Raw genomic sequence first — 22793 nt, 5'->3', positions numbered from 1 at the left:
TCGAGGACGGGTCGGGACTCGGTCGCACGCCGCGCCCGGTGCGACCGGGAAGCATCCGCTGTCTAGAATGAGGCCATGCTCGACTTCGTCGTCGCGGGGCTAAGCGCCAACTCCGTGCCGTACATCGAGGGTCTCGACCTTCAGCGCGCCGTCCATCGCACGGTCGTCAGCGGCGAACGCCCTGACACCGTCCTCCTCCTGGAGCACACCTCCGTCTACACCGCCGGCAAGCGCACCGCGCCCGACGAGCGGCCGACCGACGGAACCCCGGTCATCGACGTCGATCGGGGCGGCAAGATCACCTGGCACGGTCCGGGCCAGCTCGTCGGCTATCCGATCATCCGCCTGGCGGAACCCGTCGACGTCGTCGCCTACGTGCGGCGCCTCGAGGGCGTGCTCATCGACGTCCTCGCGGGACTCGGCGTCGAAGGGCGCCGGGTCGACGGTCGCTCCGGCGTCTGGGTCGGTCCCCCGGGACGCGAGAACAAGATCGCCGCGATCGGCATCCGAGTCGCCGACGGCGTGACCATGCACGGTTTCGCGCTGAACTGCTCGAACTCGATCGAACCGTACGAGAAGATCGTCGCCTGCGGCATCCGGGATGCCGGCGTCACCACGATCTCCCGCGAGACCGGCCTGGAGACGACTCCGGCCGACGTGCTGGCCACGGTCGGCTCGCACCTGCGCGCCGAGTTCGAGGTCGTGGTCGCCGCATGAGCACCGCACCCGAGGGGCGCCGGATGCTGCGCCTCGAGGTCCGCAACGCCCAGACGCCGATCGAGCGCAAGCCCGAGTGGATCAAGACCAAGGCGAAGATGGGTCCCGAGTTCCGGCAGCTGCAGAGCCTCGTGAAGAGCGAGGACCTGCATACGGTCTGCCAGGAGGCCGGTTGCCCGAACATCTACGAGTGCTGGGAGGATCGCGAGGCGACCTTCCTCATCGGAGGATCGCAGTGCACCAGGCGCTGCGACTTCTGCCAGATCGATACCGGCAAGCCCGCCGACTACGACATCGACGAGCCGCGTCGCGTCGCCGAGTCGGTGCTGCGGATGAACCTCCGGTACTCGACGGTCACGGGCGTCGCGCGCGACGACCTGCCCGACGAGGGCGCCTGGCTCTACGCGGAGACGATCCGGGAGATCCACCGCCAGTCCCCCGGGACCGGCGTCGAGATCCTCGTCCCCGACTTCTCGGGCAACCCGGCACACCTCGGCGAGGTCTTCTCCGCCAGGCCGGAGGTCTTCGCCCACAACGTCGAGACCGTGCCGCGCATCTTCAAGCGCATCCGCCCGGCGTTCCGCTACGAGCGCTCGCTCGACGTGATCACCCAGGGCCGCGACGCGGGCCTGATCACCAAGTCGAACCTCATCCTCGGCATGGGCGAGGAACGCGAGGAGGTCTCCCAGGCGCTCCAGGACCTGCACGACGCGGGAACCGACATCATCACGATCACCCAGTACCTGCGCCCGAGCCCGAGACATCTGCCGGTCGACCGGTGGGTCCGACCCGAGGAGTTCGTCGAGCTCAAGGCCGAGGCCGAGGCCATCGGGTTCCTCGGCGTGCTGGCAGGCCCCCTCGTCCGCTCGTCCTACCGCGCGGGTCGCCTCTGGGCGCAGTCGATGCATGCGAAGGGGCGCCGTCTCCCCCCGCAGCTCGCCCATCTCGCCGACACGGAACTGGGCTTCGCGCAGGCGGTCGGCTGAGGCATCCGCAGGTCGCCTTCGCCCGCCGAGAACACGGTCGGAGGCGGCCCCGCGCGCCGGTATCCTTGTCTGCATGGCACGCACCAAGGACTCGTCGTCTGCTCCGAAGGAACCAGGCCGTCTGAAGCAGATGTGGCAGGTCTTCCAGATGACCCGCCGCTACGACCCGACCGCACAGTGGTTCATGCTGCTGGTCTTCCTCGCCCCAGTGATCGTCGGCCTCGGCCTGGCGCTCTGGCTCAGCGAGGGAAACGGCTTCACCATCGCGCTCTGGATCGTCGCCGGCGTGCTCGCCGGTCTCCTCCTGGCGATGATCGTCCTCGGCCGACGCGCCGAGCGCGCCGCGTACTCGCAGATCGAGGGCCAGCCCGGCGCCGTCGGCGCGGTGCTCCGCAGCGGACTCCGAGGCGGATGGATCGGCAACGAGATGCCGGTCGCCGTGAACGGCAAGACGCAGGACGCCGTCTACCGCGCCGTCGGTCGGGGCGGCGTCGCCCTCATCAGCGAGGGTCCGCTCTCGCGCACGCAGCGCATGCTCGACGACGAGAAGCGCAAGGTCACGCGCATCCTGCCGAACGTGCCCGTCACGCTCCTCTCGGTCGGAACCGACGACAGCTCGATCGAGCTGCACCGGCTCCCGGCCGCACTCCGCAAGATCAAGCGCACGCTCACCAAGCCCGAGGTCCTCGCGGTCTCCAACCGGCTCAACTCGCTGCAGAACTCGCTGCCGATCCCGAAGGGCATCGACCCGATGAAGGCACGTCCGCAGCGCGGGAAGATGCGCTGAGTCCCACACCCACGACATCCCGAAAGCGGCATCCGACTCGAGTCGGATGCCGCTTTCGTCTGCGCGGTTCGAGGCAGCTCGGATTGCGCGCCTCAACGACGTGCGTGAGGCGAACGCGCGCGGGGTCACGCGCGCGTGAGCACCGTTCCCGCGACCTTGTCGTGGAACCCGCGCTGGTCGGAATCCCAGACCAGCGCCGGGACGACGATCACGAGGAGCAGGGTTCGCACGACCGGGCGCCACGGGCCCACCCAGCCGCCGGCGATCGGCACGATGCGCAGACCCATGAGACGATGTCCGATGCTGCCGCCGATGGTCGGGATGAAGACGATCTGCAGCAGCGCGAACAGCGCCAGCGTCAGCCACGAGTGCAGTGCCGAGCTGTACGGGGCGAACAGGAGCGCGATGAGCAGCGCCGACGCCCAGTCGATGAGGATCGCGAGGATGCGCCGCCCGACGCGCGCGACCGAACCCCGACCCTCGTCTGGGAGGCCGAGTCGTTGCCCCGGCCAGCGGCTGGGTTCGAGCTGGCCGAAGGTGGTCGGTGTAGAGTCAGGCACCCATGGATTCTATCGGCGGCCACCTGCGTAACATGCCGGAAACAACTGCGTCACGGTAGAGAAACCCTCCCTCTGTACGGTCGCTATTGGCTGTGCACGTCCGTCCGGCCTCGCCGGTTCAATTCGCCCCCTTGGAGATTCCAACCCATGTTCAGTGATTCCTCTGAAGTGCTCAAGTTCATCAAGGAGACGGATGTCAAGTTCCTCGACATCCGCTTCACCGACCTCCCGGGCGTGCAGCAGCACTTCAACATCCCGGCGTCGACCGTCGACGAGGAGTTCTTCACGGTGGGGCAGCTGTTCGACGGCTCCTCGATCCGTGGATTCGCGAACATCCACGAGTCCGACATGCAGCTCATCCCCGACGTGACGACGGCGTACATCGACCAATTCCGTGTCGAGCGCACGCTCATCATGGTCTTCGACATCTACAACCCGCGCAACGGCGAGATCTACTCCAAGGACCCGCGTCAGGTCGCCAAGAAGGCTGAGAAGTACCTCGCGTCGACCGGCATCGCCGACACCGCGTTCTTCGCTCCCGAGGCCGAGTTCTACATCTTCGACGACGTGCGCTACGAGGTCAACCAGCACTCCAGCTTCTACTCGGTCGACTCCGAAGAGGGCGCCTGGAACTCCGGCCGCACCGAAGAGGGCGGCAACCTCGGCAACAAGACGCCGTACAAGGGCGGCTACTTCCCGGTGTCCCCCGTCGACAAGCAGGCCGACCTGCGCGACGACATCTCGCTGAAGCTCATCGATGCAGGCCTGATCCTCGAGCGCGCGCACCACGAGGTCGGCACGGGCGGCCAGGCCGAGATCAACTACCGCTTCGACACCATGGTGCACGCGGCCGACGACATCCTGAAGTTCAAGTACATCGTCAAGAACACGGCGGAGCAGTGGGGCAAGACCGCCACGTTCATGCCGAAGCCGCTGTTCGGCGACAACGGCTCGGGCATGCACACGCACCAGTCGCTGTGGAACGACGGCAAGCCGCTGTTCTACGACGAGGCCGGCTACGGCGGACTCTCCGACCTGGCTCGCTGGTACATCGGCGGCCTCCTCAAGCACGCGCCGGCGGTGCTGGCCTTCACGAACCCGACGGTGAACTCGTACCACCGCCTCGTTCCCGGCTTCGAGGCCCCCGTCAACCTCGTGTACTCGGCGGGCAACCGCTCGGCGTCCATCCGCATCCCGATCACGGGCACCAACCCGAAGGCCAAGCGCATCGAGTTCCGCGCGCCGGATGCCTCCGGCAACCCGTACCTCGCGTTCGCCGCGCAGCTCATGGCAGGCCTCGACGGCATCAAGAACCGCATCGAGCCCCACGAGCCCGTCGACAAGGACCTCTACGAGCTTCCCCCCGAGGAGGCCAAGCTCATCCCGCAGGTCCCCGGCTCGCTCGGCGAGGCGCTCGATGCGCTCGAGGCCGACCACGACTTCCTCCTCGAGGGCGGCGTGTTCACCAAGGAGCTCATCGAGACCTGGATCGACTACAAGCGCGAGCGCGAGCTGAAGCCCCTGGCCCAGCGTCCGCACCCGTTCGAATTCGAGCTGTACTACGGCGTCTGATTCGGACACTCCCCCTGCAGCACCCGGATGGGCCTGCATCGCTTCGGCGGTGCAGGCCCATCCGCCGTTTCCGGCACTGCGGCTCGGGTCGGGCACGACGGGTTCGCGTCGCGGGGTCGGATCGGACGCGCGCGCCGAGCGATGACGCGCCGAGCACCGGTGCGCCGAGCGGCATCATCGAGCGGCAGGCTCGAGGCGAGCTCGCACGTGCACTCAGTGAGTCGTCGGCTCGCGCCGCTCCTCTTCGCCGTAGAAGCCGCGCTCGAACACGGCGCGCGCTCGCCTGGTGACGGCGAGGTAGTCGTGCTCGAGTTGCGTCGCCGAGCCCGGCGGATAGCCCATGATGCGAGCCACGCCCTCGAGCTGCGTGCGCTCGACGGGAAGCACGTCGGTGGTGCGCTGGAGCCAGAGCGTGAGTGCGGACCGCGCACGGGAGGCGAGCACCCACGCGGTGCGCAGCGTCTCCGCATCGGCATCCGAGATGAGGTCGTGCTCGACGCACGCGGCGAGGGCGTCGAGGGTCGACGTCGTGCGGAGCGCCGGGACCTCCGCTGCGTTCTCGAGCTGCGCGAGCTGCACGTACCACTCGACGTCGCTCAGCGAGCCGCGTCCGAGCTTCAGGTGCCGCGTGGGATCCGCGCCCTGCGGGAGGCGCTCGTTCTCGACGCGTGCCTTGATGCGCTTGACCTCGCGGATGTCGCGGTCGGAGATCGTCGCGGGATACCGGACCGTGTCGGCGAGTTCGGTGAAGTCGTCGATCAGCGCGTGATCGCCCGCGACCCCCCGCGCCCGCAGGAGTGCCTGGGCCTCCCAGGTCAGCGACCAGCGCGCGTAGTACGCGCGGTAGGCGTCGAGCGAGCGGGCGATGACGCCGTTGCGCCCCTCGGGGCGGAGATCGGCGTCGAGCTCGAACGGGAGGCGTGCGTCCTCGCTGAGCCGCACGAGATCGGCGACGATGCGGAGCGCGTGCGAATGCGCGGCATCGGGAGCCGCATCCGTCGGCCGGTAGACGTAGATGATATCGGCGTCGCTGCTGATGCCGAGCTCGCGCCCGCCGAACCGGCCCATGCCGATCACCGCGAACTCGATGCCGTCGGGGTCGGCGCCGCGGATCGCCGCGAGCAGCGCCGCGATGTGGTTCTCGGTGACGTCGCTGAGCGCGCGACCGAGGTCTTCGACGGTGACGACGTCGAGGATCGCTGCCAGCGCGAGGCGCAGGACCTCTCGACGACGAATCGCACGGAAGATCTTCGCCGCGGCGGTGGGCTCGGTGTGACGGGCGAGGACTGCCCGGCCCTCCTCCTCGAGCGCAGCGAGGCTGCGCGGGCGAAGCTCGTCGAGGTCCTCGAGCCAGGCGACGGCTTCGGGACTGTGCTCGAGGAGCGCCGCGGCGAAGCGCGAGCCCGAGAGCACCTTGGTCAGGTTCAGTGCGGCGTCAGACGAGTCCCGGAGCAGGCGGAGGTACCAGTGCGTGGTGCCGAGCGTGTCGCTCAGTCGACGGAACGAGAGCAGCCCGAAGTCGGGGTCGGTGCCGTCGGCGAACCACGAGATGAGCACGGGCATGAGGTGGCGCTGGATCTGCGCGCGACGCGAGACCCCGGCCGTGAGCGCGCCGATGTGCGCGAGCGCACCACGCGGGTCGCGGAAGCCGATCGCGGCGAGGCGGGCCTCGGCCTGGGCGCTCGTCAGCTCGAGTCCCGATGCGGGGAGCGCAGCCACGGCCGAGAGGAGCGGCCGGTAGAAGAGCCGCTCGTGCAGTCCGCGCACGCGCTGGCGGACGGTCTGCCAGACCTCGGCGAGACGCTCGGCGTCGGGTGCGAGTCCCGATGCCCGCGCGATCCGCCGCATGCCGGCCGGGTCCTGCGGCATGAGGTGCGTTCGCCGAAGCCGGTCGAGTTGGAGTCGATGCTCGAGCACGCGGAGCAGCCGGTAGTCGCGCGAGAACTCGGCCGCTTCCTCGCGGCCGACGTAGCCGTTGTCGGCGAGGGCCTCGAGGGCCGGCAGCGTGCCCTTCTGGTGGATCGCGTCGTCGCTCGCGCCATGCACGAGCTGCAGGAGCTGCACGGTGAACTCGATGTCGCGCAGGCCTCCGGGCCCGAGCTTCACCTGGTACGCGATCTCATCGGCCGGGATGAACTCGGTCACGCGCTCCCGCATGCGCTGCACGGACTCGACGAAGCCGTCGCGACCCGAGCTCGTCCAGACCTTGGGACCCACGCCTGCCGCGTAGCGGGCGCCGAGTTCCGCATCACCGGCGAGCGGACGGGCCTTCAGCAGGGCCTGGAACTCCCAGCTCTTGGCCCACCGGTCGTAGTACTGCAGATGCGAATCGAGCGTGCGCACGAGCGCGCCGTCCTTGCCCTCGGGTCGGAGGTTCGGATCGACCTCCCACAGCAGCGGCTCGACGCCCGGCTCCGAGATGACGCGCATGAGGATCATCGCGAGACGCGTCGCGATCTCGAGCGCGCGGGCATTGGACGCGACCGACTCGTCGGCCGACTCCGCGACGTAGATGACATCGACGTCGCTCACGTAGTTGAGCTCCCTGGCGCCCGCCTTGCCCATGCCGATGATCGCGAGCCTGGTGGCCTCGACCTCGACCTCGGGGAACAACCCGGGCGCGGCGGGGGCGCCCTCGGCTCGCGAGGTCGCGAGCCGGGCGACCCGCAACGCGGCATCGAGCGTGGCGCCCGCGAGGTCGGCGAGTCCGGCGGCGACCGACTCGACCGCGTCGACGGCGTCGAGGCGGGTGAGGTCGTAGACCGCGATGCGGGCCAGCAGGCTCCGGTAGCGCACGCGCAGCGCCCCGGATGCCGACTCCAACGACGACTTCGGAGCCGTCCATGCCTGCTCGACGGCGTCGAGGAGGAGCTCGCGCGCCTCGCCCGCGGTGAACGGCGGCCCGGGAACCTCCTGGAAGAGCGCGAGCTCGGACGGATGCCGCAGCAGGAAGTCCGCGAACCCACGGGAGGCGCCGATCAACCTGGCGAACCGTTCGGCCGACGCCGACTGCTCGAGCGCTGCGGTGACCTCCTGCGGGGCGCGAGCGAGGAGTCGCTCGGTCGCGATCAGCGCTTCGTCGGGGTCCGCTGCGTGCGCGAACGCCGCGAGGAGGTGCTCCTCATCGAGCGAGGTCGCGTCGGCAAGGGCGCCGAGACGCGATGCCGCCGCCGACAGGTCGTCGAATCCGGCTCGTGCGAGTCGTCCGAGCGTCGGCGTCTGACGGGACATCCGGGGCAGGTCAGAGGATCTCGAGGTTGCGATGCAACTCGAACGGCGTCACCTGCGTGCGGTAGTCGCGCCATTCGGCCCGCTTGTTCGCCAGCACGTAGTTGAACACCTGCTCGCCGAGCGTCTCGGCAACGAGCTCGGAGCCCTCCATGTACTCGATCGCGTGGTCGAGGCTCGCCGGCAGCGGGTTGTACCCGAGCGCACGTCGCTCGCTGTCGGTGAGCGCCCAGACGTCGTCTTCGGCCTCGGCCGGCAGCTCGTAGCCCTCCTCGATGCCCTTCATGCCCGCTGCGAGGAGCAGCGAGAAGGCGAGGTAGGGATTCGCGGCCGAATCGATCGCACGGTACTCGACGCGAGCGCTCTGCCCCTTGTTGGGCTTGTAGAGCGGGACCCGCACGAGGGCCGAACGGTTGTTGTGGCCCCAGCAGATGAAGCTCGGAGCCTCGTCCCCGCCCCAGAGGCGCTTGTAGGAGTTCACGAACTGGTTCGTCACGGCGGAGATCTCGTTCGCATGACGCAGCAGGCCGGCGATGAAGTGTCGCCCGATCTTCGAGAGCTGGTACTGCGAGCCGGCCTCGTAGAAGGCGTTCGAGTCACCCTCGAAGAGCGAGAGGTGCGTGTGCATGCCGCTGCCCGGGAACTGCGAGAACGGCTTCGGCATGAACGTCGCGTAGACGCCCTGCTCGATCGCGACCTCCTTGATGACCGTTCGGAAGGTCATGATGTTGTCGGCCGTGGTGAGCGCGTCCGCGTAGCGGAGGTCGATCTCGTTCTGGCCGGGGCCCGCCTCGTGGTGGCTGAACTCGACCGAGATGCCGAGATCTTCGAGCATGCGTACGGAGCGTCGGCGGAAGTCGTGGGCCGTACCGCCGGGCACGTTGTCGAAGTATCCGGCCGAGTCGACCGGCTGCGGGCCCTCCGGCCCGAGCTTCGCCGACTTGAGCAGGTAGAACTCGATCTCGGGGTGCGTGTAGAACGTGAAGCCCCGGTCGGCCGCGCGGGCGAGCGTGCGCTTGAGCACGTTGCGCGGGTCGGCGACGGCCGGCTCGCCGTCGGGCGTGGTGATGTCGCAGAACATGCGCGCGGTCGGGTCGATGTCGCCCCGCCACGGCAGCGTCTGGAACGTGGTGGGGTCGGGGTACGCCAGGAGGTCGGACTCGTAGGTGCGGCTGAGCCCCTCGATGGCCGAACCGTCGAAGCCGATGCCCTCGGTGAAGGCCCCCTCGACCTCGGCCGGGGCGATCGCCACCGACTTCAGGGTGCCGACGACGTCGGTGAACCAGAGCCTGACGAACTTGACTCCCCGCTCCTCGATCGTGCGAAGAACGAAGTCGCGCTGCTTATCCATCCACACCCTCTCTCGCAACTCTCAGGGTAGCGGTTCCCAGGGGCTCGGGCCGACGCGTCGCCGAAGCCGTGTGGAAGACTTGCGGCATGCCAGAGCAGCCCGAGACCTCATCCGCCGCCGACTCGACGTCCGTCGCATCCTCGCCGGGCGGCGACCAGGTCGTGGAGGCCACGCCGTACGGCGGGGCGCCGGCCACCGGCGGCCCCAAGCGCGTGCGCACGCGGCACTTCCAGAACGCCAAGCGCGACGGCATCAAGATCACCGGCCTCACGAGCTACGACCAGCTGACGGCCCGCATCTTCGACGAGGCGGGCATCGACTTCCTGCTGGTCGGCGACTCGTCGGGCAACAACGTGTTCGGCTACGAGACGACGCTCCCGGTGACGGTCGACGAGCTCATCCCGATCACCCGCGCGGTCGCCGGCGCCGTCAAGCGCGCGTTCGTGGTCGCCGACATGCCGTTCGGCTCGTACGAGGTCGGCGCCGAGGAGGCCCTGCACACGGCGATCCGCTTCATGAAGGAGACCGGCGCCCACTCGGTCAAGCTCGAGGGCGGCGAACGCAGCTCGGAGCAGATCCGCCGCATCGTGCAGGCCGGCATCCCGGTCATGGCGCACATCGGCTACACCCCGCAGAGCGAGCACGGCCTCGGCGGACACATCATCCAGGGCCGTGGCGAGGGCGTCGAGCAGCTCCTCGCCGATGCCCGGGCGGTCCAGGAAGCCGGGGCGTTCGCCGTCGTCCTCGAGATGGTGCCGGCGGATGCCGCACGACAGGTGACCGAATTCCTCGAGATCCCGACCATCAGCGTCGGGGCCGGGGCGCACACCGACGGCCAACTGCTCGTCTGGACCGACTGGGCCGGCCTCACCACCGGCCGGGTGCCGAAGTTCGTCAAGCAGTACGCCGACCTTGCCGGCATCCTCGGCCGCGCCGCGACCGAGTGGCGCGGCGATGTCGCCGACGGCACGTACCCGGGGCCCGATCACAGCTACGAGTGACCGGACCGCCACCGACTCAGTCTTCGGCGGCGTCCTCCTCAGACCACTTCGCGCTGTTGGCGCGCAGGATCTCGAGCGCCCGCGCGGCCTCCTCGGCCGTGTCGAACGGCCCGACCCGATCGACCGACTGCGATTGGAAGCCCTGCTCGACGGCGCCCGTCTTGAGGTTGTACCAGTACCGGTGCTCGATATCCTCCGACATAGGCTGATCCTATGCCGAAGGATGCCGCTGGCCACCTGATCCCCGGACGCCTGTCGCCGATGCGACCGGTTCCGGCCTCGATCCCCCGCCCCGAGTACGTCGGGCGCGCGATGCCCGCACCGAACACGGCCGGCGACCGGTACACGCCCGAGGAGGTCGAGCGCGTCCGGGCCGCCGGGCGCATCGCAGCGGGGGCGATCGAGGCCGCGGCATCCGCGATCCGTCCGGGTGTCACGACCGACGAGCTCGACCGCATCGCCCACGAGTTCGTCGTGGGTCACGGCGCCTACCCGTCGACCCTCGGCTATCGGGGCTACCCGAAGTCCTCGTGCACGTCGGTCAACGAGGTCATCTGCCACGGCATCCCCGACGACACGGTGCTCGAGGACGGCGACCTCGTGAACATCGACGTGACCGCCTACCTCGACGGCCACCACGGCGACCTGAACCACACGTTCCTCGTCGGCGAGGCGAGCGAGGAGGCGACGCTGCTCGTCGATCGGACGCGCGAGGCGCTCGCACGCGGCATCCGCGCCGTCGCGCCGGGCCGGCAGGTCAACGTGATCGGCCGGGCGATCGAGGCGTACGCGAAGCGATTCGGCTACGGCGTCGTGCGCGACTACACGGGACACGGCGTGGGTCGCGCGTTCCACACAGGGCTCGTGATCCCGCACTACGACGCGCCCCAGTTCGACACCGTCATCGAACCCGGCATGATCTTCACGATCGAGCCCATGCTCACGCTCGGCTCGATCGAATGGGACGTCTGGGCCGATGACTGGACCGTCGTCACGCGCGACCGGTCGCTCACGGCGCAGTTCGAGCACACGCTCGTCGTCACCGAGCGCGGCGCGGAGATCCTGACCCTTCCCTGACACCTCCTCCGAGGGGGCCGCGATAGTGTGGCGGCATGGCGACCAAGCACGCGATCGGGATCGACATCGGCGGAACGGGCATCAAGGGGGCGATCGTCGATCTCGAGACCGGCGCACTGGTCACCGGCCGCCGCAAGGTCCTGACTCCCGAGGGCGGCAAGCCCGACGACATCGTGGCCGCGACGGCCGATCTCCTCGAGACGATCGGCGCCGACGGCGACATCGATGGGCTCGAGCTCGGCGTCTGCTTCCCCGCGATCGTGAAGCACGGGCGCACGCTCTCCGCCGCGAACGTCTCGAAGAAGTGGATCGGGCTCGCCGCCGAGGAGCTCTTCGAGCAGGCGCTCGGTCGCGACATCCACTTCATCAACGACGCGGATGCCGCCGGCGTCGCCGAGATGCGCTTCGGCGCCGCGGCCGGCGTCGACGGGCTCGTGATCCTCACGACCCTCGGCACGGGCATCGGATCCGCGTTCCTCTACGACGGCGTGCTCATCCCGAACACGGAGCTCGGCCACCTCGAGCTCGACGACGACGACGCGGAGCATCGCGCCGCGTACTCAGCGATGGAACGCGAGGACCTCAGCTGGGAGCAGTGGTCGGAGCGCCTGCAGCGGTACTACTCGCACGTCGAGTTCATCTTCTCGCCCGACCTCTTCGTGGTCGGCGGCGGCGTCTCGAAGCACCAGGAGCAGTTCCTGCCGCGCCTCGACCTGAAGACGCCGATCGTGCCGGCCGTGCACCGCAACAACGCGGGCATCATCGGCGCCGCGGCGCTCGCACTGGGCTGACCCGCGGCGACGGGAGTCGCGCGCCCGAGGTGTGAGCGGGCCGGCTGATACGCCGGGTTCTGTTCACCGGGCGCTTGCGCGACACCGGCTGGACGACCATCTCTCTCGGAGACACGTTGCCGTGCCCCTCCAGCGGCCTACCCGGGAACGGGACGGGCAGCCCCATCGTTCCCTGTCTGACCTTGCTCCGGACGAGGTTTACCGAGCCGACCGCGTCACCGCGGCCGCTGGTGGGCTCTTACCCCACCGTTTCACCCTTACCCCGAACTCGCGCTCGGGGCGGTCTGCTTTCTGTGGCACTGTCTCGCGGGTTGCCCCGGGTGGGTGTTACCCACCGTCCTGCCCTGCGGAGCCCGGACGTTCCTCGGCATCCGATCGCTCGGATGACGCGGTCGTCTTGCCGACCCGCTCACCCCTGCAGCCTACAGTGCGAACCCGAGCGGCTCCGGCGCGACGACACCGCGGAGCGAGCCCGATCGCGAGGTCGACGGCCTCAGATGCCGGATTCCTCCGTGCGCACCAGGATGCGGTCGCACTCGGGGCAGAGGAGCACCTCATCGGGCGCGGCGCGGCGCACGACGTCGAGGTCGGATCCCGTGAGGGTGATCGTGCACCCGCCGCACGTACGCTGGCGCAGGAGCGCGGCGCCGATGCCCGCGCCGCGGGCTCGGCGCTGCTCGAAGTACGCGAGGAGTTCGGCGGGCACCTCGCCCGCGACGACGGCGCGGTCGCGCTCGGCGCCGTCCCGCTCGACCACGAACCCTGCGGATGCCTCGTCGCGGGCGGCCGCGAGCGTCGCGGTCTCCTCGGCGATGACGGCACGCTCGGCGTCGATGGCCGCGACGGCGCGCTCGGCCTCCTCGACGCGCTCCATGACGATCAGCTCCTGGTCCTCGAGGTCGGAGAGCCGCTTCTTCAGCGACACGATCTCGGACTCGAGGGCGGCGACGTCCTTCGTGGACGACGTGTGCTGCAGGCGGTCGCCGTCGCGGGCGATGCGGGCCTCGACCACTTCGACGTCGGACTCGATGCGCTTGAGCTCCGTGCGGGCGTCTTCGAACGTGCCGAGGGCCTCGGCACGACGCGAGCGCACGGCCGTGTCGCGCGCCGCGAGCTCCGCGATCGGAGCCGTCTGCGGCAGGGTGCCGAGCCGGTGCGCGATCTGCTGCAGGCGGGTGTCGACGGCCTGGAGGCGCAGAAGTTGCTGCTGATCGGCTGGGCTGGCCTTCACGTGGTGCTCCTTGTGGGATTCGCGGTGGGAATGGTCATCATTGCACGACCTGGAAGTCCCAGGGATCGGTGCGCACGTCGCTGACGCGGAACTCGAGATCGGGGTGCGCTGCGGCGAGCTGGGCTGCGCCGGCCTCGAGCCAGAGCCACTCGCTCGCCCAGTGCGAGACGTCGATGAGCGCGGGGCCGCCGCCGAGCCGGGACTGCTCGCGGGACTCGGAGGCGGGGTGGTGGCGCAGGTCGGCCGTGATGTAGACGTCGGCCGCACGCACGGCAGGGTCGCCGAGCAGCGAGTCACCGGCTCCCCCGCACAGCGCGACGGTCTCGACGACGTCGTCGAAGCCGCCGGCGACGCGCACTCCCGTCGCCGTGGCCGGCAGGATCTCGGCGAGGTGCCTGGCGAGCCGGCCGAGCGTGGTCGGCTCCGCGAGGCGCCCGACGCGCCCGAGGCCGTGACCGCGGTCGGCACCCGGACCGGCGCTCGGCACGATCGGCCGGGCGTCGACGAGTCCGAGGCGCTCGGCGAGCACCGCCGAGGTGCCCCGCTCGACGACGTCGGCGTTCGTGTGGGCGGCGACGAGGGCGCAGTCGCCACGGATGAGGCGCGCGATGAGCGAGCCCTTGTAGCGGTCCTCGGCGACCGTGGTGACGCCGCGGAGCAGCAGCGGATGGTGGGCGACCACGAGGTCGGCTCCCCACTCGAGCGCCTCGTCGACGGTCTCGCCGACGGCGTCGACCGTGAAGAGCACGCGCCGCACCGCGGCATCGGGATCGCCCGTGACGAGCCCGACGGCGTCCCACGCCTCGGCGCCCGAGACCGGCCAGAGCCGCTCGATCGTGGAGAGGACATCGGCGAGGTCTGCGGGCACGCGCCCAGCCTACCGCCGCGCCCGGGGAACGACATGGTGGGCCCTGCCGGGCTCGAACCGACGACATCCACGGTGTAAACGTGGCGCTCTACCAACTGAGCTAAAGGCCCGTCGCGCGAGCGACGCATCCGCAATGCTACCGCGAGCGTCGGATGCCGCGGCGCGGCGGCACCCGTCTCGACGACCTCAGGCGGACGGGAGCGCCTCGAGCGCCTCGCGGTACTGCTCGATGCTCCGCGGCTCCCCCGGCGCGGTCGCGAAGCTCGCCCGGATGACGCCGCCCGCGTCGATGACGAACGTGGCGCGTGCCGCGTGCCCGCGATCCTCGAGGAACGCGCCGTAGGCCCGCGCGACCTCCCCGTGCGGCCAGAAGTCGGCGAGGAGCGGGAAGGAGTACGCCTGCTCCTCCGCCCAGGCGCGGAGCGCGAACTTGGAGTCGACGGAGATGCCGAGCAACTGCACGCCCGCGTCCTCGAAGAGGGCGAGGTCGTCGCGGAGGGCGCAGAGCTCGCCCTGGCAGGTGCGGGAGAAGGCGAGCGGGAAGAAGACGAGGACCACGGGCGTGGAGCCGCGGAAGCCGTCGAGCGAGACGCTGCGGCCGAGGTGGTCCTGCAGCTCGAACGACGGAGCGCGGGTGCCGTGAGGAAGAATCGTCATCGTCCCGCCTGTCGGGTCGGCGCGCGCTCGGCGCGGGTGTGCGGCGCCCAGCCTAGCCCCCGCGATACGGTCGTAGAATCACTAGGATGGCGTGGTGCCATGCGACCGCGAGGCGGTCCGCCTCGACGTGAGCACCCCCACACCCCAGCGGTCACGAGCCGCAGAAGAGAGAGGTCGAGTGTGACTGTCAACGACCAGGACCCCTACTCCGTCGAGGCATTGGACTCCGACCCGGATGAGACATCCGAGTGGGCGGAGTCCCTTGACGCCCTCGTCGCGCAGAAGGGTCATCAGCGTGGCCGCGAGATCATGCTGAGCCTGCTCAAGCGTTCCAAGGAACTCCACCTCGGCGTGCCGATGGTTCCGACGACGGACTACCTGAACACGATCGCGCCCGAGAACGAGCCCGAGTTCCCCGGCGACGAGGACATCGAGCGCCGCTACCGCGCATGGCTCCGCTGGAACGCCGCGATCCTCGTGCACCGGGCCCAGCGGCCCGACATCGCCGTCGGCGGGCACATCTCCACCTACGCGGGCGCCGCGTCGCTCTACGAGGTCGGACTCAACCACTTCTTCCGGGGCCAGGACCACCCCGGCGGCGGCGACCAGGTCTTCTTCCAGGGCCACGCCTCCCCCGGCATGTACGCCCGCGCGTTCCTCGAGGGGCGTCTCAGCGACGCCGACCTCGACGGCTTCCGCCAGGAGAAGTCGCGAGCCCCCCACGGACTCTCGTCCTACCCGCACCCGCGCCTCATGCCGGAGTTCTGGCAGTTCCCGACCGTGTCGATGGGCCTCGGCCCGATCAACGCCATCTACCAGGCGCAGCTCAACCGCTACCTCACCAACCGCGGCATCAAGGACGCCTCCGACCAGCAGGTCTGGGCGTTCCTCGGCGACGGCGAGATGGACGAGGTCGAGAGCCGCGGCCAGCTCCAGGTCGCCGCGAACGAGGGGCTCGACAACCTCAACTTCGTGATCAACTGCAACCTGCAGCGCCTCGACGGACCGGTGCGCGGCAACGGCAAGATCATCCAGGAGCTCGAGAGCTACTTCCGCGGTGCGGGCTGGAACGTCATCAAGGTCGTCTGGGGCCGCGAGTGGGACGACCTGCTCGCCCGCGACCACGACGGCGCCCTCCGCAACCTCATGAACGTCACGCCCGACGGCGACTACCAGACGTACAAGACGGAGTCGGGCGCCTACGTGCGCGAGAACTTCTTCGGCCGCGACCCGCGCGCCCTCGAGCTCGTGTCCCACCTCAGCGACGACGAGGTCTGGGGCCTCAAGCGCGGCGGACACGACTACCGCAAGATCTACGCGGCGTTCAAGGCGGCCACCGAGCACAAGGGCCAGCCCACGGTCATCCTCGCGAAGACCATCAAGGGCTACGGTCTCGGCAAGTCCTTCGAGGGGCGCAATGCGACGCACCAGATGAAGAAGATGACGCTCGACAACCTCAAGACCTTCCGCGACGAGATGCGCATCCCGATCTCCGACGCGCAGCTCGAGGAGAACCCCTACCTGCCGCCGTACTACCACCCCGGTCAGGGCGACGAGGCGATCCAGTACCTCCAGGAGCGTCGTCGCGCACTCGGCGGATACGTGCCGGAACGACGTGCCAAGCACGTCGAGATCTCGCTGCCCGACGACTCGGCCTACGCGATCGCGAAGAAGGGCTCCGGCACGCAGGAGATCGCCACGACGATGGCGTTCGTCCGACTGCTGAAGGACCTCATCCGCTCGAAGGACTTCGGCCACCGCATCGTGCCGATCATCCCCGACGAGGCCCGCACGTTCGGCATCGACGCGTTCTTCCCGACCGCGAAGATCTACAACCCGAACGGCCAGCACTACACCTCGGTCGACCGTGAACTGCTGCTCGCCTACAAGGAGAGCCCGCAGGGCCAGATCGTGCACGTCGGCATCAACGAGGCGGGCGCGTTCGCGGCCTTCACGAACATCGGCACGTCGTACGCGACGCAGGGTGAGCCGCTGATCCCGGTCTACGTCTTCTACTCGATGTTCGGGTTCCAGCGCACCGGCGACGCGATGTGGGCGGCAGGCGACCAGATGGCCCGCGGCTTCATCATCGGTGCGACCGCCGGCCGCACCACGCTCACGGGCGAGGGCCTGCAGCACGCCGACGGCCACTCGCCGCTCCTGGCGTCGACCAACCCGGCCGTCGTCAGCTACGACCCCGCCTACGGATACGAGATCGGCCACATCATGCGCGCCGGCCTCGAGCGCATGTACGGCGGCTCGCACGCCGACCCGAACGTCATGTACTACCTGACGGTCTACAACGAGCCGATCGTGCAGCCCGCCGAGCCCGAGGGCGTGGACGTCGACGGCATCCTGCGCGGCATCCACAAGGTCGCAGCCGGCAACGGCAACGGCCCCGCCGCCCAGATCCTCGCGTCCGGCGTCGCGGTGCCGTGGGCCCTCGAGGCGCAGAAGCTCCTCGCCGACGACTGGGGCGTGTCGGCCGATGTCTGGTCGGTCACGAGCTGGGCCGAGCTGCGACGCGACGGCATCGCCGCCGACGAGCACAACTTCCTGAACCCCGACGCCGAGGCGCGCGTGCCGTACCTCACGTCGAAGCTCGCGGGAGCCGACGGCCCGTTCGTCGGCGTGTCCGACTACATGCACGCCGTGCCCGACCAGATCCGCGCCTACGTGCCCGGCGACTTCGCGACGCTCGGCGCCGACGACTTCGGCTTCTCGGACACGCGTGCCGCGGCTCGTCGGTTCTTCAAGATCGACGGCCCGTCGATCGTGGTCCGTGCGCTCGAGCAGCTCGTCGCCCGCGGCGAGCTCGACCGATCGATTCCCGCCCAGGCGATCGAGAAGTACCGGCTGCACGACGTCAGCGCCGGCACGACCGGTTCGGCCGGCGGCGAGAGCTAGCCGGAGGTGGCGAAGCCCCGTACCAAGGAGGAGACGCTCGCGTGGTTGCGAACCATCGCGGGTGAACTGTCGACCCAGACGCTGAAGCGGCTGGAGGACAACTTGTCCTGGTACGGGGACATGCCGCCGAGTAGGAGATCGGCCGTGGGCCTCGTCGCCCAGGCCGGCATCTCCTCGTTCATCGCCTGGTTCGAGGACCCGCGTTCCACCCCATGGATCGCCGCCGACGTCTTCGGTGCCGCACCTCGCGAGCTGCTGCGGTCCGTGAGCCTGCAACAGACGCTGCAGCTCATCCGCGTGACCGTCGAGGTCGTGGAGGACCGGGTCAAGGACGGCGGCGAGCCGCTGCGCGAGGCGATCCTGCTCTACTCCCGCGAGATCGCGTTCGCCGCGGCAGACGTCTACGCGCGCGCTGCCGAGGCACGCGGCCTGTGGGACGCGCGCCTCGAGGCGCTCGTCGTCGACTCGATCCTCGCGGGCGAGTACGACGACGAGCTCCCGAGCCGCATCGCGGCGCTCGGATGGCACGGGCACGGCGAGGTCGCGGTGCTCGTGGGCACCGCCCCCAAGCAACTCGACGTCGACCACGTGCGACGCGTCGCCCGGCACATGCAGGCCGACGTCCTCATCGGCGTGCAGGGCAACCGGCTCGTGCTCGTCATCGGCCGCTCGGAGCAGCTCGGACGCCAGGGCGACGAGGTCGGCACGTCGCCGGCGATGTCGTTCTTGGAGTTCGCGACGCAGCTCGAGGGCCACTTCGGCCCAGGGCACCTTGTGCTCGGACACGAGGTGCCGAACCTCGTCGACGCGTCCAAGAGCGCCAAGGCGGCCCTCGCGGGCTTCGCCGTGGCCCGTTCCTGGCGACACGCGCCGCGTCCGGTGCACGCCGACGACCTGCTCCCCGAGCGCGCCCTCGCCGGCGACCCGCTGGCCAGGGCCACGCTCGTGCACCGCATCTACCGCCCGCTGCAGGCGCACTCGACCGAGCTCCTCACGACGCTCTGGAGCTACCTCGACAACGGCCGCTCCCTCGAGGCGACGGCGCGCGAGCTCTTCGTGCACCCCAACACCGTGCGATACCGCCTGAAGCGCGTCTCCGACGTCATCGGTTGGGATGCCACCGGTGCCCGTGAGGCCCTGATCCTCCAGTCGGCGCTCATCATCGGGTCGATGAGCGATCACGAGCACCCCCCGCGCCGCCGGACGAGCTGACGCTCCGACCGCCTGCAGCGCTCCATGCTGTGTGACGCGCACAAAGCTTTCGCGAAGAGCTTGTCGCATCGACACACACACCCGGCATCGGTCGTTGGCAGACTAGGGACGTGATCGTCGTCGTCTGCCCTGGTCAGGGCTCGCAGACCCCCGGATTCCTCTCCCCCTGGATCGCCGACCCCGCGCGGGCCGAGCGGCTGGCGGACTACTCGGAGGCCGCCGGCGTCGACCTCGCGCTGCACGGCACCGAGAGTGACGCCGACACCATCCGCGACACCGCCATCGCCCAGCCGCTCATCGTCGCGGCCGGTCTCCTCACGCTCGATGCGCTGCTCGCCGACGGCCGTGCCGAACGCATCGGCGGCATCGCCGGGCACTCCGTCGGCGAGATCACGGCCGCCGCCGGCGCCGGCGTGCTGAGCGCCGCCGACGCGCTCCGGTTCGTGGGCGAACGCGGGCGGGCCATGGCGGATGCCGCGGCGCAGACCCCGACCGGCATGAGCGCCGTGCTCGGCGGCGACGAGGCCACGCTGCTCGCCCGCCTCGACGAGCTCGGCCTCGAGCCCGCGAACTTCAACGGCGGCGGACAGATCGTCGTCGCGGGCGCGCTCGACGCGCTCGAGACGCTGAAGGCCGAGCCGCCGGCCGGCACCCGCGTGATCCCCTTGCAGGTCGCGGGCGCGTTCCACACGCGCTACATGCGTCCGGCGGTCGACCACCTCGCGGCGGTCGCGGCGACGCTGGCTCCCGCCGACCCCGCGCAGACGCTGTGGACGAACCGCGACGGCAGCACCGTGGCATCCGGAACCTCGTTCGTCGACCTGCTCGTCGGCCAGGTCTCCTCCCCGGTGCGCTGGGACCTCTGCATGGCCTCGTTCGCCGAGGCGGGCGTCACCGGCATCATCGAACTCGCTCCCGCCGGCGCCCTCGTGGGCCTCGCCAAGCGTGCGCTGAAGGGCGTGCCGACCGTCGCGGTGAAGACGCCCGACGACCTGCCCGCCGCGATCGAGCTCATCGAGCAGGCCGCCTGACCCGCGGCGCCGTCCACGAGAGAATGTCGAACATGACCAAGCCCACCCTGCAGCAGTCGCACGGCCCCGCCTACACCCGCATCTACGCCGTCGGTGCCGCCCGCGGCGAGAACGCCGTGCCGAACGACGACCTCGTCGGTCCCATCGACTCCTCCGACGAGTGGATCCAGCAGCGCACCGGCATCATCACCCGCGCTCGGGCCGGCGCCGACGTCTCGGCGCTCGACCTGGCGACGGACGCCGCTCGCGAGGCCATCGAGAAGTCGGGCGTCGCTCCCGAGCTCATCGACCTCGTCATCGTCGCGACGATCTCGAACGTCCAGCAGACCCCGTCGATGTCGGCCGTCGTCGCCGACCGTGTCGGCGCGAACCCCGCAGCCGCCTACGACACGAACGCGGCGTGCGCGGGATATGCGTACGCCGTCGCACAGGCCGACGCGCTCATCCGCACGGGCGTGGCGCACTACGCGCTCGTCATCGGCGCCGAGAAGCTCTCCGATGTCGTCGACCCGACCGACCGCTCCATCTCGTTCCTCCTGGGCGACGGCGCCGGCGCCGTGGTCATCGGCCCGAGCGACTTCCCCGGCATCGCCCGCACGATCTGGGGCTCCGACGGCTCGAAGGCCGGCGCCGTGGGCATGAACGGCACGCTCACCGAGTTCCGCGACGGCGTCGCCGAGTGGCCGACGCTCCGCCAGGAGGGCCAGACCGTCTTCCGCTGGGCCGTCTGGGACATGGCGAAGGTCGCGAAGCAGGCCCTCGACGCCGCGGGCGTGACGGCGGGAGACCTCGCCGCGTTCATCCCGCACCAGGCGAACATGCGCATCGTCGACGAGTTCGCGAAGCAGCTGAAGCTGCCGGAGTCGGTCGTGATCGCACGCGACATCGCCACGACGGGCAACACGTCGGCGGCATCCATCCCGCTCGCGACGCACCGCCTGCTCGACGAGCACCCTGAACTTTCCGGGGGCCTCGCCCTCCAGATCGGCTTCGGCGCCGGCCTCGTGTTCGGCGCCCAAGTGGTGGTTCTGCCGTGAACCGCCGACCTCTGTCCATCTAGACTGGCTCTCGGTCAAACGAGACACCCTCAAGGAGAAGAACCCATGGCATTGTCCACCGAAGAAGTACTCGCCGGCCTGGCCGAGCTCATCAACGACGAGACCGGCATCGCGACCGACACGGTTGAGCTGGACAAGTCGTTCACCGACGACCTCGACATCGACTCGATCTCGATGATGACCATCGTGGTCAACGCCGAAGAGAAGTTCGACGTCAAGATCCCCGACGAAGAGGTCAAGAACCTCAAGACCGTCGGCAACGCCGTCGACTTCATCGTCAAGGCCCAGGCCTAGTCGCTGCGTGGAGCGGGCCGCGGCATCGCCCGGCCCGCTCGATCAGTTCGATCGTTCCTCCCATCGGAGTGTTTCTCGTATGACCAAGAAGATCGTGATCACGGGCATCGGCGCGAGCTCGCCGCTCGGCGGCACCGCCCGTGACAGTTGGAAAGCCCTGCTCGCCGGCGAGTCCGGCGCCCGCACCCTCGAGCACGACTGGGTCGAGCAGTACGACCTGCCCGTGCGCTTCGCCGCCGAGGCGAAGGTGCGCCCCGAAGAGGTGCTCGAGCGCCAGGTCGCGAAACGGCTCGACCCCTCGAGCCAGTTCGCGCTCATCTCCGCCATGGAGGCGTGGGCCGACGCCGGCGCCCCCGAGGTCGCTCCCGAGCGGCTGGGCGTCGACTATGCCACCGGCATCGGCGGCATCTGGACCCTCCTCGACGCGTGGGACACGCTGCGCGAACGCGGTCCGCGTCGCGTGCTGCCCATGACCGTGCCGATGCTCATGCCGAACGCGGCATCCGCGGCCATCTCGATGCACTTCCACGCCCGCGCGTTCGCGCGCACCGTGGCGTCGGCATGCGCGTCGAGCACCGAGTCGATCGCGAACGCCTACGAGCACCTGCAGCTCGGACTCGCCGACGTCGTCATCGCCGGCGGCTCGGAGTCCGCGGTGCACCCGATCACGCTCGCGTCGTTCTCCTCGATGCAGGCGCTGTCCAAGCGCAACGACGACCCGTCGCACGCATCGCGCCCCTACAGCGTCGACCGCGACGGCTTCGTCATGGGCGAGGGCGCGGCGAGCCTCGTGATCGAGACCGAGGAGCACGCGCTCGCACGTGGCGCGCACATCTACGCGGAGCTCGCCGGCGGCGCCGTGAGTGCCGACTCGTATCACATCACCGCCAACGACCCCGAGGGTCGCGGTGCGAGCCGCGCGGTGCTCGACGCGCTCGCGCAGGCCGGCGCCGACCACCACGAGGTCACGCACATCAACGCGCACGCGACGAGCACGCCCGTGGGCGACATCGCCGAGTACACCGCGCTGCACAGCGTGTTCGGCGACCGGGTGCACGAGATCCCCGTCTCGGCGACCAAGGCGTCGACCGGTCACCTCCTGGGCGGCACGGGCGCCCTCGAGGCGGTCTTCACCGTGCTCGCGCTCCAGGAGCGCCTCGCGCCGCCGACGATCAACCTCACCGAACAGGACCCGGCGATCCCGCTGCGCGTCTCCGGTGAGGCCCAGCCACTCGGCGACGGGGCGCAGCTCGCGATCTCGAACTCGTTCGGCTTCGGCGGCCACAACGCGGTCGCCGTGTTCCGCTCGGTCTAGTCGGGCAGGCGGACGCCGCGGCATCCGTTGCAGCGAAGACCCCGGTGTCGATCGACACCGGGGTCTTCGCGTCGACGGTCCGCGAGTTTCGTCCGTGCGCTCACCGGGAAGGTTCCATCCGACGGCGCGGGACGCCAGCACGCGGGCCGA

The 22793-nt window shown here is 69.9% G+C and carries 20 protein-coding genes, 1 tRNA gene and 1 other RNA gene; 13 read left to right on the top strand and 9 right to left on the bottom strand.

All coding sequences use genetic code 11. The annotated features are described in order from the left end of the window. Positions 1-75 precede the first annotated feature (75 nt). From lipB to ACR3IO_RS14835, 3 genes are all read left to right on the top strand, one after another. A complete protein-coding gene (gene lipB, locus ACR3IO_RS14845; RefSeq protein ID WP_434071983.1) occupies positions 76-717 on the top strand; it encodes a lipoyl(octanoyl) transferase LipB in 642 nt (213 codons plus the stop codon). Further along, complete coding sequence (lipA, locus tag ACR3IO_RS14840) at positions 714-1703, top strand: lipoyl synthase (protein ID WP_434071982.1); 990 nt, start codon at positions 714-716, stop codon at positions 1701-1703. The genes lipB and lipA overlap by 4 nt, the downstream gene beginning before the upstream one ends. Positions 1704-1776: 73 nt before the next feature. Further along, entirely contained in the window at positions 1777-2490 is a 714-nt protein-coding gene (locus tag ACR3IO_RS14835; protein ID WP_434071981.1) for a DUF4191 domain-containing protein, read from the top strand. 125 nt (positions 2491-2615) lie between these two features. On the opposite strand, the gene ACR3IO_RS14830 is transcribed toward ACR3IO_RS14835, so the two are convergent. Next, positions 2616-3050, bottom strand: coding sequence for an RDD family protein (locus ACR3IO_RS14830; protein ID WP_434071980.1), 435 nt, complete (start codon positions 3048-3050; stop codon positions 2616-2618). Positions 3051-3197: 147 nt separating this feature from the next. Between ACR3IO_RS14830 and glnA the strand changes: the two genes are divergently transcribed. Continuing rightward, complete coding sequence (glnA, locus tag ACR3IO_RS14825) at positions 3198-4622, top strand: type I glutamate--ammonia ligase (protein WP_434071979.1); 1425 nt, start codon at positions 3198-3200, stop codon at positions 4620-4622. A gap of 213 nt (positions 4623-4835) precedes the next feature. Here glnA and ACR3IO_RS14820 read toward each other — a convergent pair whose 3' ends face one another. Further along, positions 4836-7853: a bifunctional [glutamine synthetase] adenylyltransferase/[glutamine synthetase]-adenylyl-L-tyrosine phosphorylase gene (locus ACR3IO_RS14820; protein ID WP_434071978.1), complete on the bottom strand. Its 3018-nt coding sequence runs from the start codon at positions 7851-7853 to the stop codon at positions 4836-4838. 10 nt (positions 7854-7863) lie between these two features. After that, positions 7864-9201 carry a glutamine synthetase family protein gene (locus tag ACR3IO_RS14815; protein WP_434071977.1) on the bottom strand — a complete coding sequence of 446 codons (1338 nt, stop codon included), beginning with the start codon at positions 9199-9201 and terminating at the stop codon, positions 7864-7866. Positions 9202-9287: 86 nt separating this feature from the next. Between ACR3IO_RS14815 and panB the strand changes: the two genes are divergently transcribed. After that, on the top strand, positions 9288-10202 hold the full coding sequence (gene panB / locus ACR3IO_RS14810; protein ID WP_434071976.1) for a 3-methyl-2-oxobutanoate hydroxymethyltransferase: 915 nt from the start codon (positions 9288-9290) through the stop codon (positions 10200-10202). 16 nt (positions 10203-10218) lie between these two features. Here the strand turns inward: panB and ACR3IO_RS14805 are convergent, their stop codons facing one another. After that, complete coding sequence (locus ACR3IO_RS14805; protein ID WP_434071975.1) at positions 10219-10404, bottom strand: SPOR domain-containing protein; 186 nt, start codon at positions 10402-10404, stop codon at positions 10219-10221. An 11-nt stretch (positions 10405-10415) separates the two neighbouring features. Here ACR3IO_RS14805 and map point away from each other — a divergent pair, with 11 nt between their 5' ends. Together map and ppgK are read left to right on the top strand one after the other, a co-directional pair. After that, positions 10416-11279: a type I methionyl aminopeptidase gene (map, locus tag ACR3IO_RS14800; protein WP_434071974.1), complete on the top strand. Its 864-nt coding sequence runs from the start codon at positions 10416-10418 to the stop codon at positions 11277-11279. Between the two features lie 35 nt (positions 11280-11314). Further along, positions 11315-12070: a polyphosphate--glucose phosphotransferase gene (ppgK, locus tag ACR3IO_RS14795; protein WP_434071973.1), complete on the top strand. Its 756-nt coding sequence runs from the start codon at positions 11315-11317 to the stop codon at positions 12068-12070. Between the two features lie 32 nt (positions 12071-12102). Here the strand turns inward: ppgK and rnpB are convergent. The 5 genes from rnpB to ACR3IO_RS14770 all read right to left on the bottom strand — a co-directional run bounded on the left by rnpB (position 12103) and on the right by ACR3IO_RS14770 (position 14826). Then, positions 12103-12478, bottom strand: an RNA gene (rnpB, locus tag ACR3IO_RS14790) — RNase P RNA component class A. 85 nt (positions 12479-12563) lie between these two features. Then, positions 12564-13301, bottom strand: coding sequence for a zinc ribbon domain-containing protein (locus ACR3IO_RS14785; RefSeq protein WP_434071972.1), 738 nt, complete (start codon positions 13299-13301; stop codon positions 12564-12566). Between the two features lie 37 nt (positions 13302-13338). Further along, entirely contained in the window at positions 13339-14169 is an 831-nt protein-coding gene (locus ACR3IO_RS14780; protein WP_434071971.1) for a Nif3-like dinuclear metal center hexameric protein, read from the bottom strand. Between the two features lie 34 nt (positions 14170-14203). Then, positions 14204-14279 (bottom strand) — tRNA-Val (locus tag ACR3IO_RS14775). A 76-nt stretch (positions 14280-14355) separates the two neighbouring features. Then, entirely contained in the window at positions 14356-14826 is a 471-nt protein-coding gene (locus ACR3IO_RS14770) for a peroxiredoxin (protein WP_434071970.1), read from the bottom strand. A gap of 180 nt (positions 14827-15006) precedes the next feature. Here ACR3IO_RS14770 and aceE point away from each other — a divergent pair, with 180 nt between their 5' ends. The 6 genes from aceE to ACR3IO_RS14740 all read left to right on the top strand — a co-directional run bounded on the left by aceE (position 15007) and on the right by ACR3IO_RS14740 (position 22643). Then, on the top strand, positions 15007-17733 hold the full coding sequence (gene aceE / locus ACR3IO_RS14765) for a pyruvate dehydrogenase (acetyl-transferring), homodimeric type (protein ID WP_434071969.1): 2727 nt from the start codon (positions 15007-15009) through the stop codon (positions 17731-17733). Positions 17734-17877: 144 nt separating this feature from the next. Then, positions 17878-18945 (top strand): PucR family transcriptional regulator, encoded by a 1068-nt coding sequence (locus tag ACR3IO_RS14760; protein WP_434071968.1) that lies wholly within the window; start codon positions 17878-17880, stop codon positions 18943-18945. Between the two features lie 110 nt (positions 18946-19055). After that, positions 19056-19976, top strand: coding sequence for an ACP S-malonyltransferase (locus ACR3IO_RS14755; protein WP_434071967.1), 921 nt, complete (start codon positions 19056-19058; stop codon positions 19974-19976). 32 nt (positions 19977-20008) lie between these two features. Then, positions 20009-21013: a beta-ketoacyl-ACP synthase III gene (locus ACR3IO_RS14750; RefSeq protein ID WP_434071966.1), complete on the top strand. Its 1005-nt coding sequence runs from the start codon at positions 20009-20011 to the stop codon at positions 21011-21013. Positions 21014-21079: 66 nt separating this feature from the next. Then, complete coding sequence (locus ACR3IO_RS14745; protein WP_022894469.1) at positions 21080-21328, top strand: acyl carrier protein; 249 nt, start codon at positions 21080-21082, stop codon at positions 21326-21328. Positions 21329-21407: 79 nt separating this feature from the next. Next, on the top strand, positions 21408-22643 hold the full coding sequence (locus tag ACR3IO_RS14740) for a beta-ketoacyl-[acyl-carrier-protein] synthase family protein (RefSeq protein WP_434071965.1): 1236 nt from the start codon (positions 21408-21410) through the stop codon (positions 22641-22643). Positions 22644-22793: the final 150 nt, after the last annotated feature.

The sequence above is a fragment of the Agromyces sp. Marseille-Q5079 genome, from assembly GCF_051016555.1.
GTDB lineage: Bacteria > Actinomycetota > Actinomycetes > Actinomycetales > Microbacteriaceae > Agromyces.
Note: the sequence above shows the minus strand (reverse complement) of the source record. Positions and strands in the feature narration are given on the sequence as shown.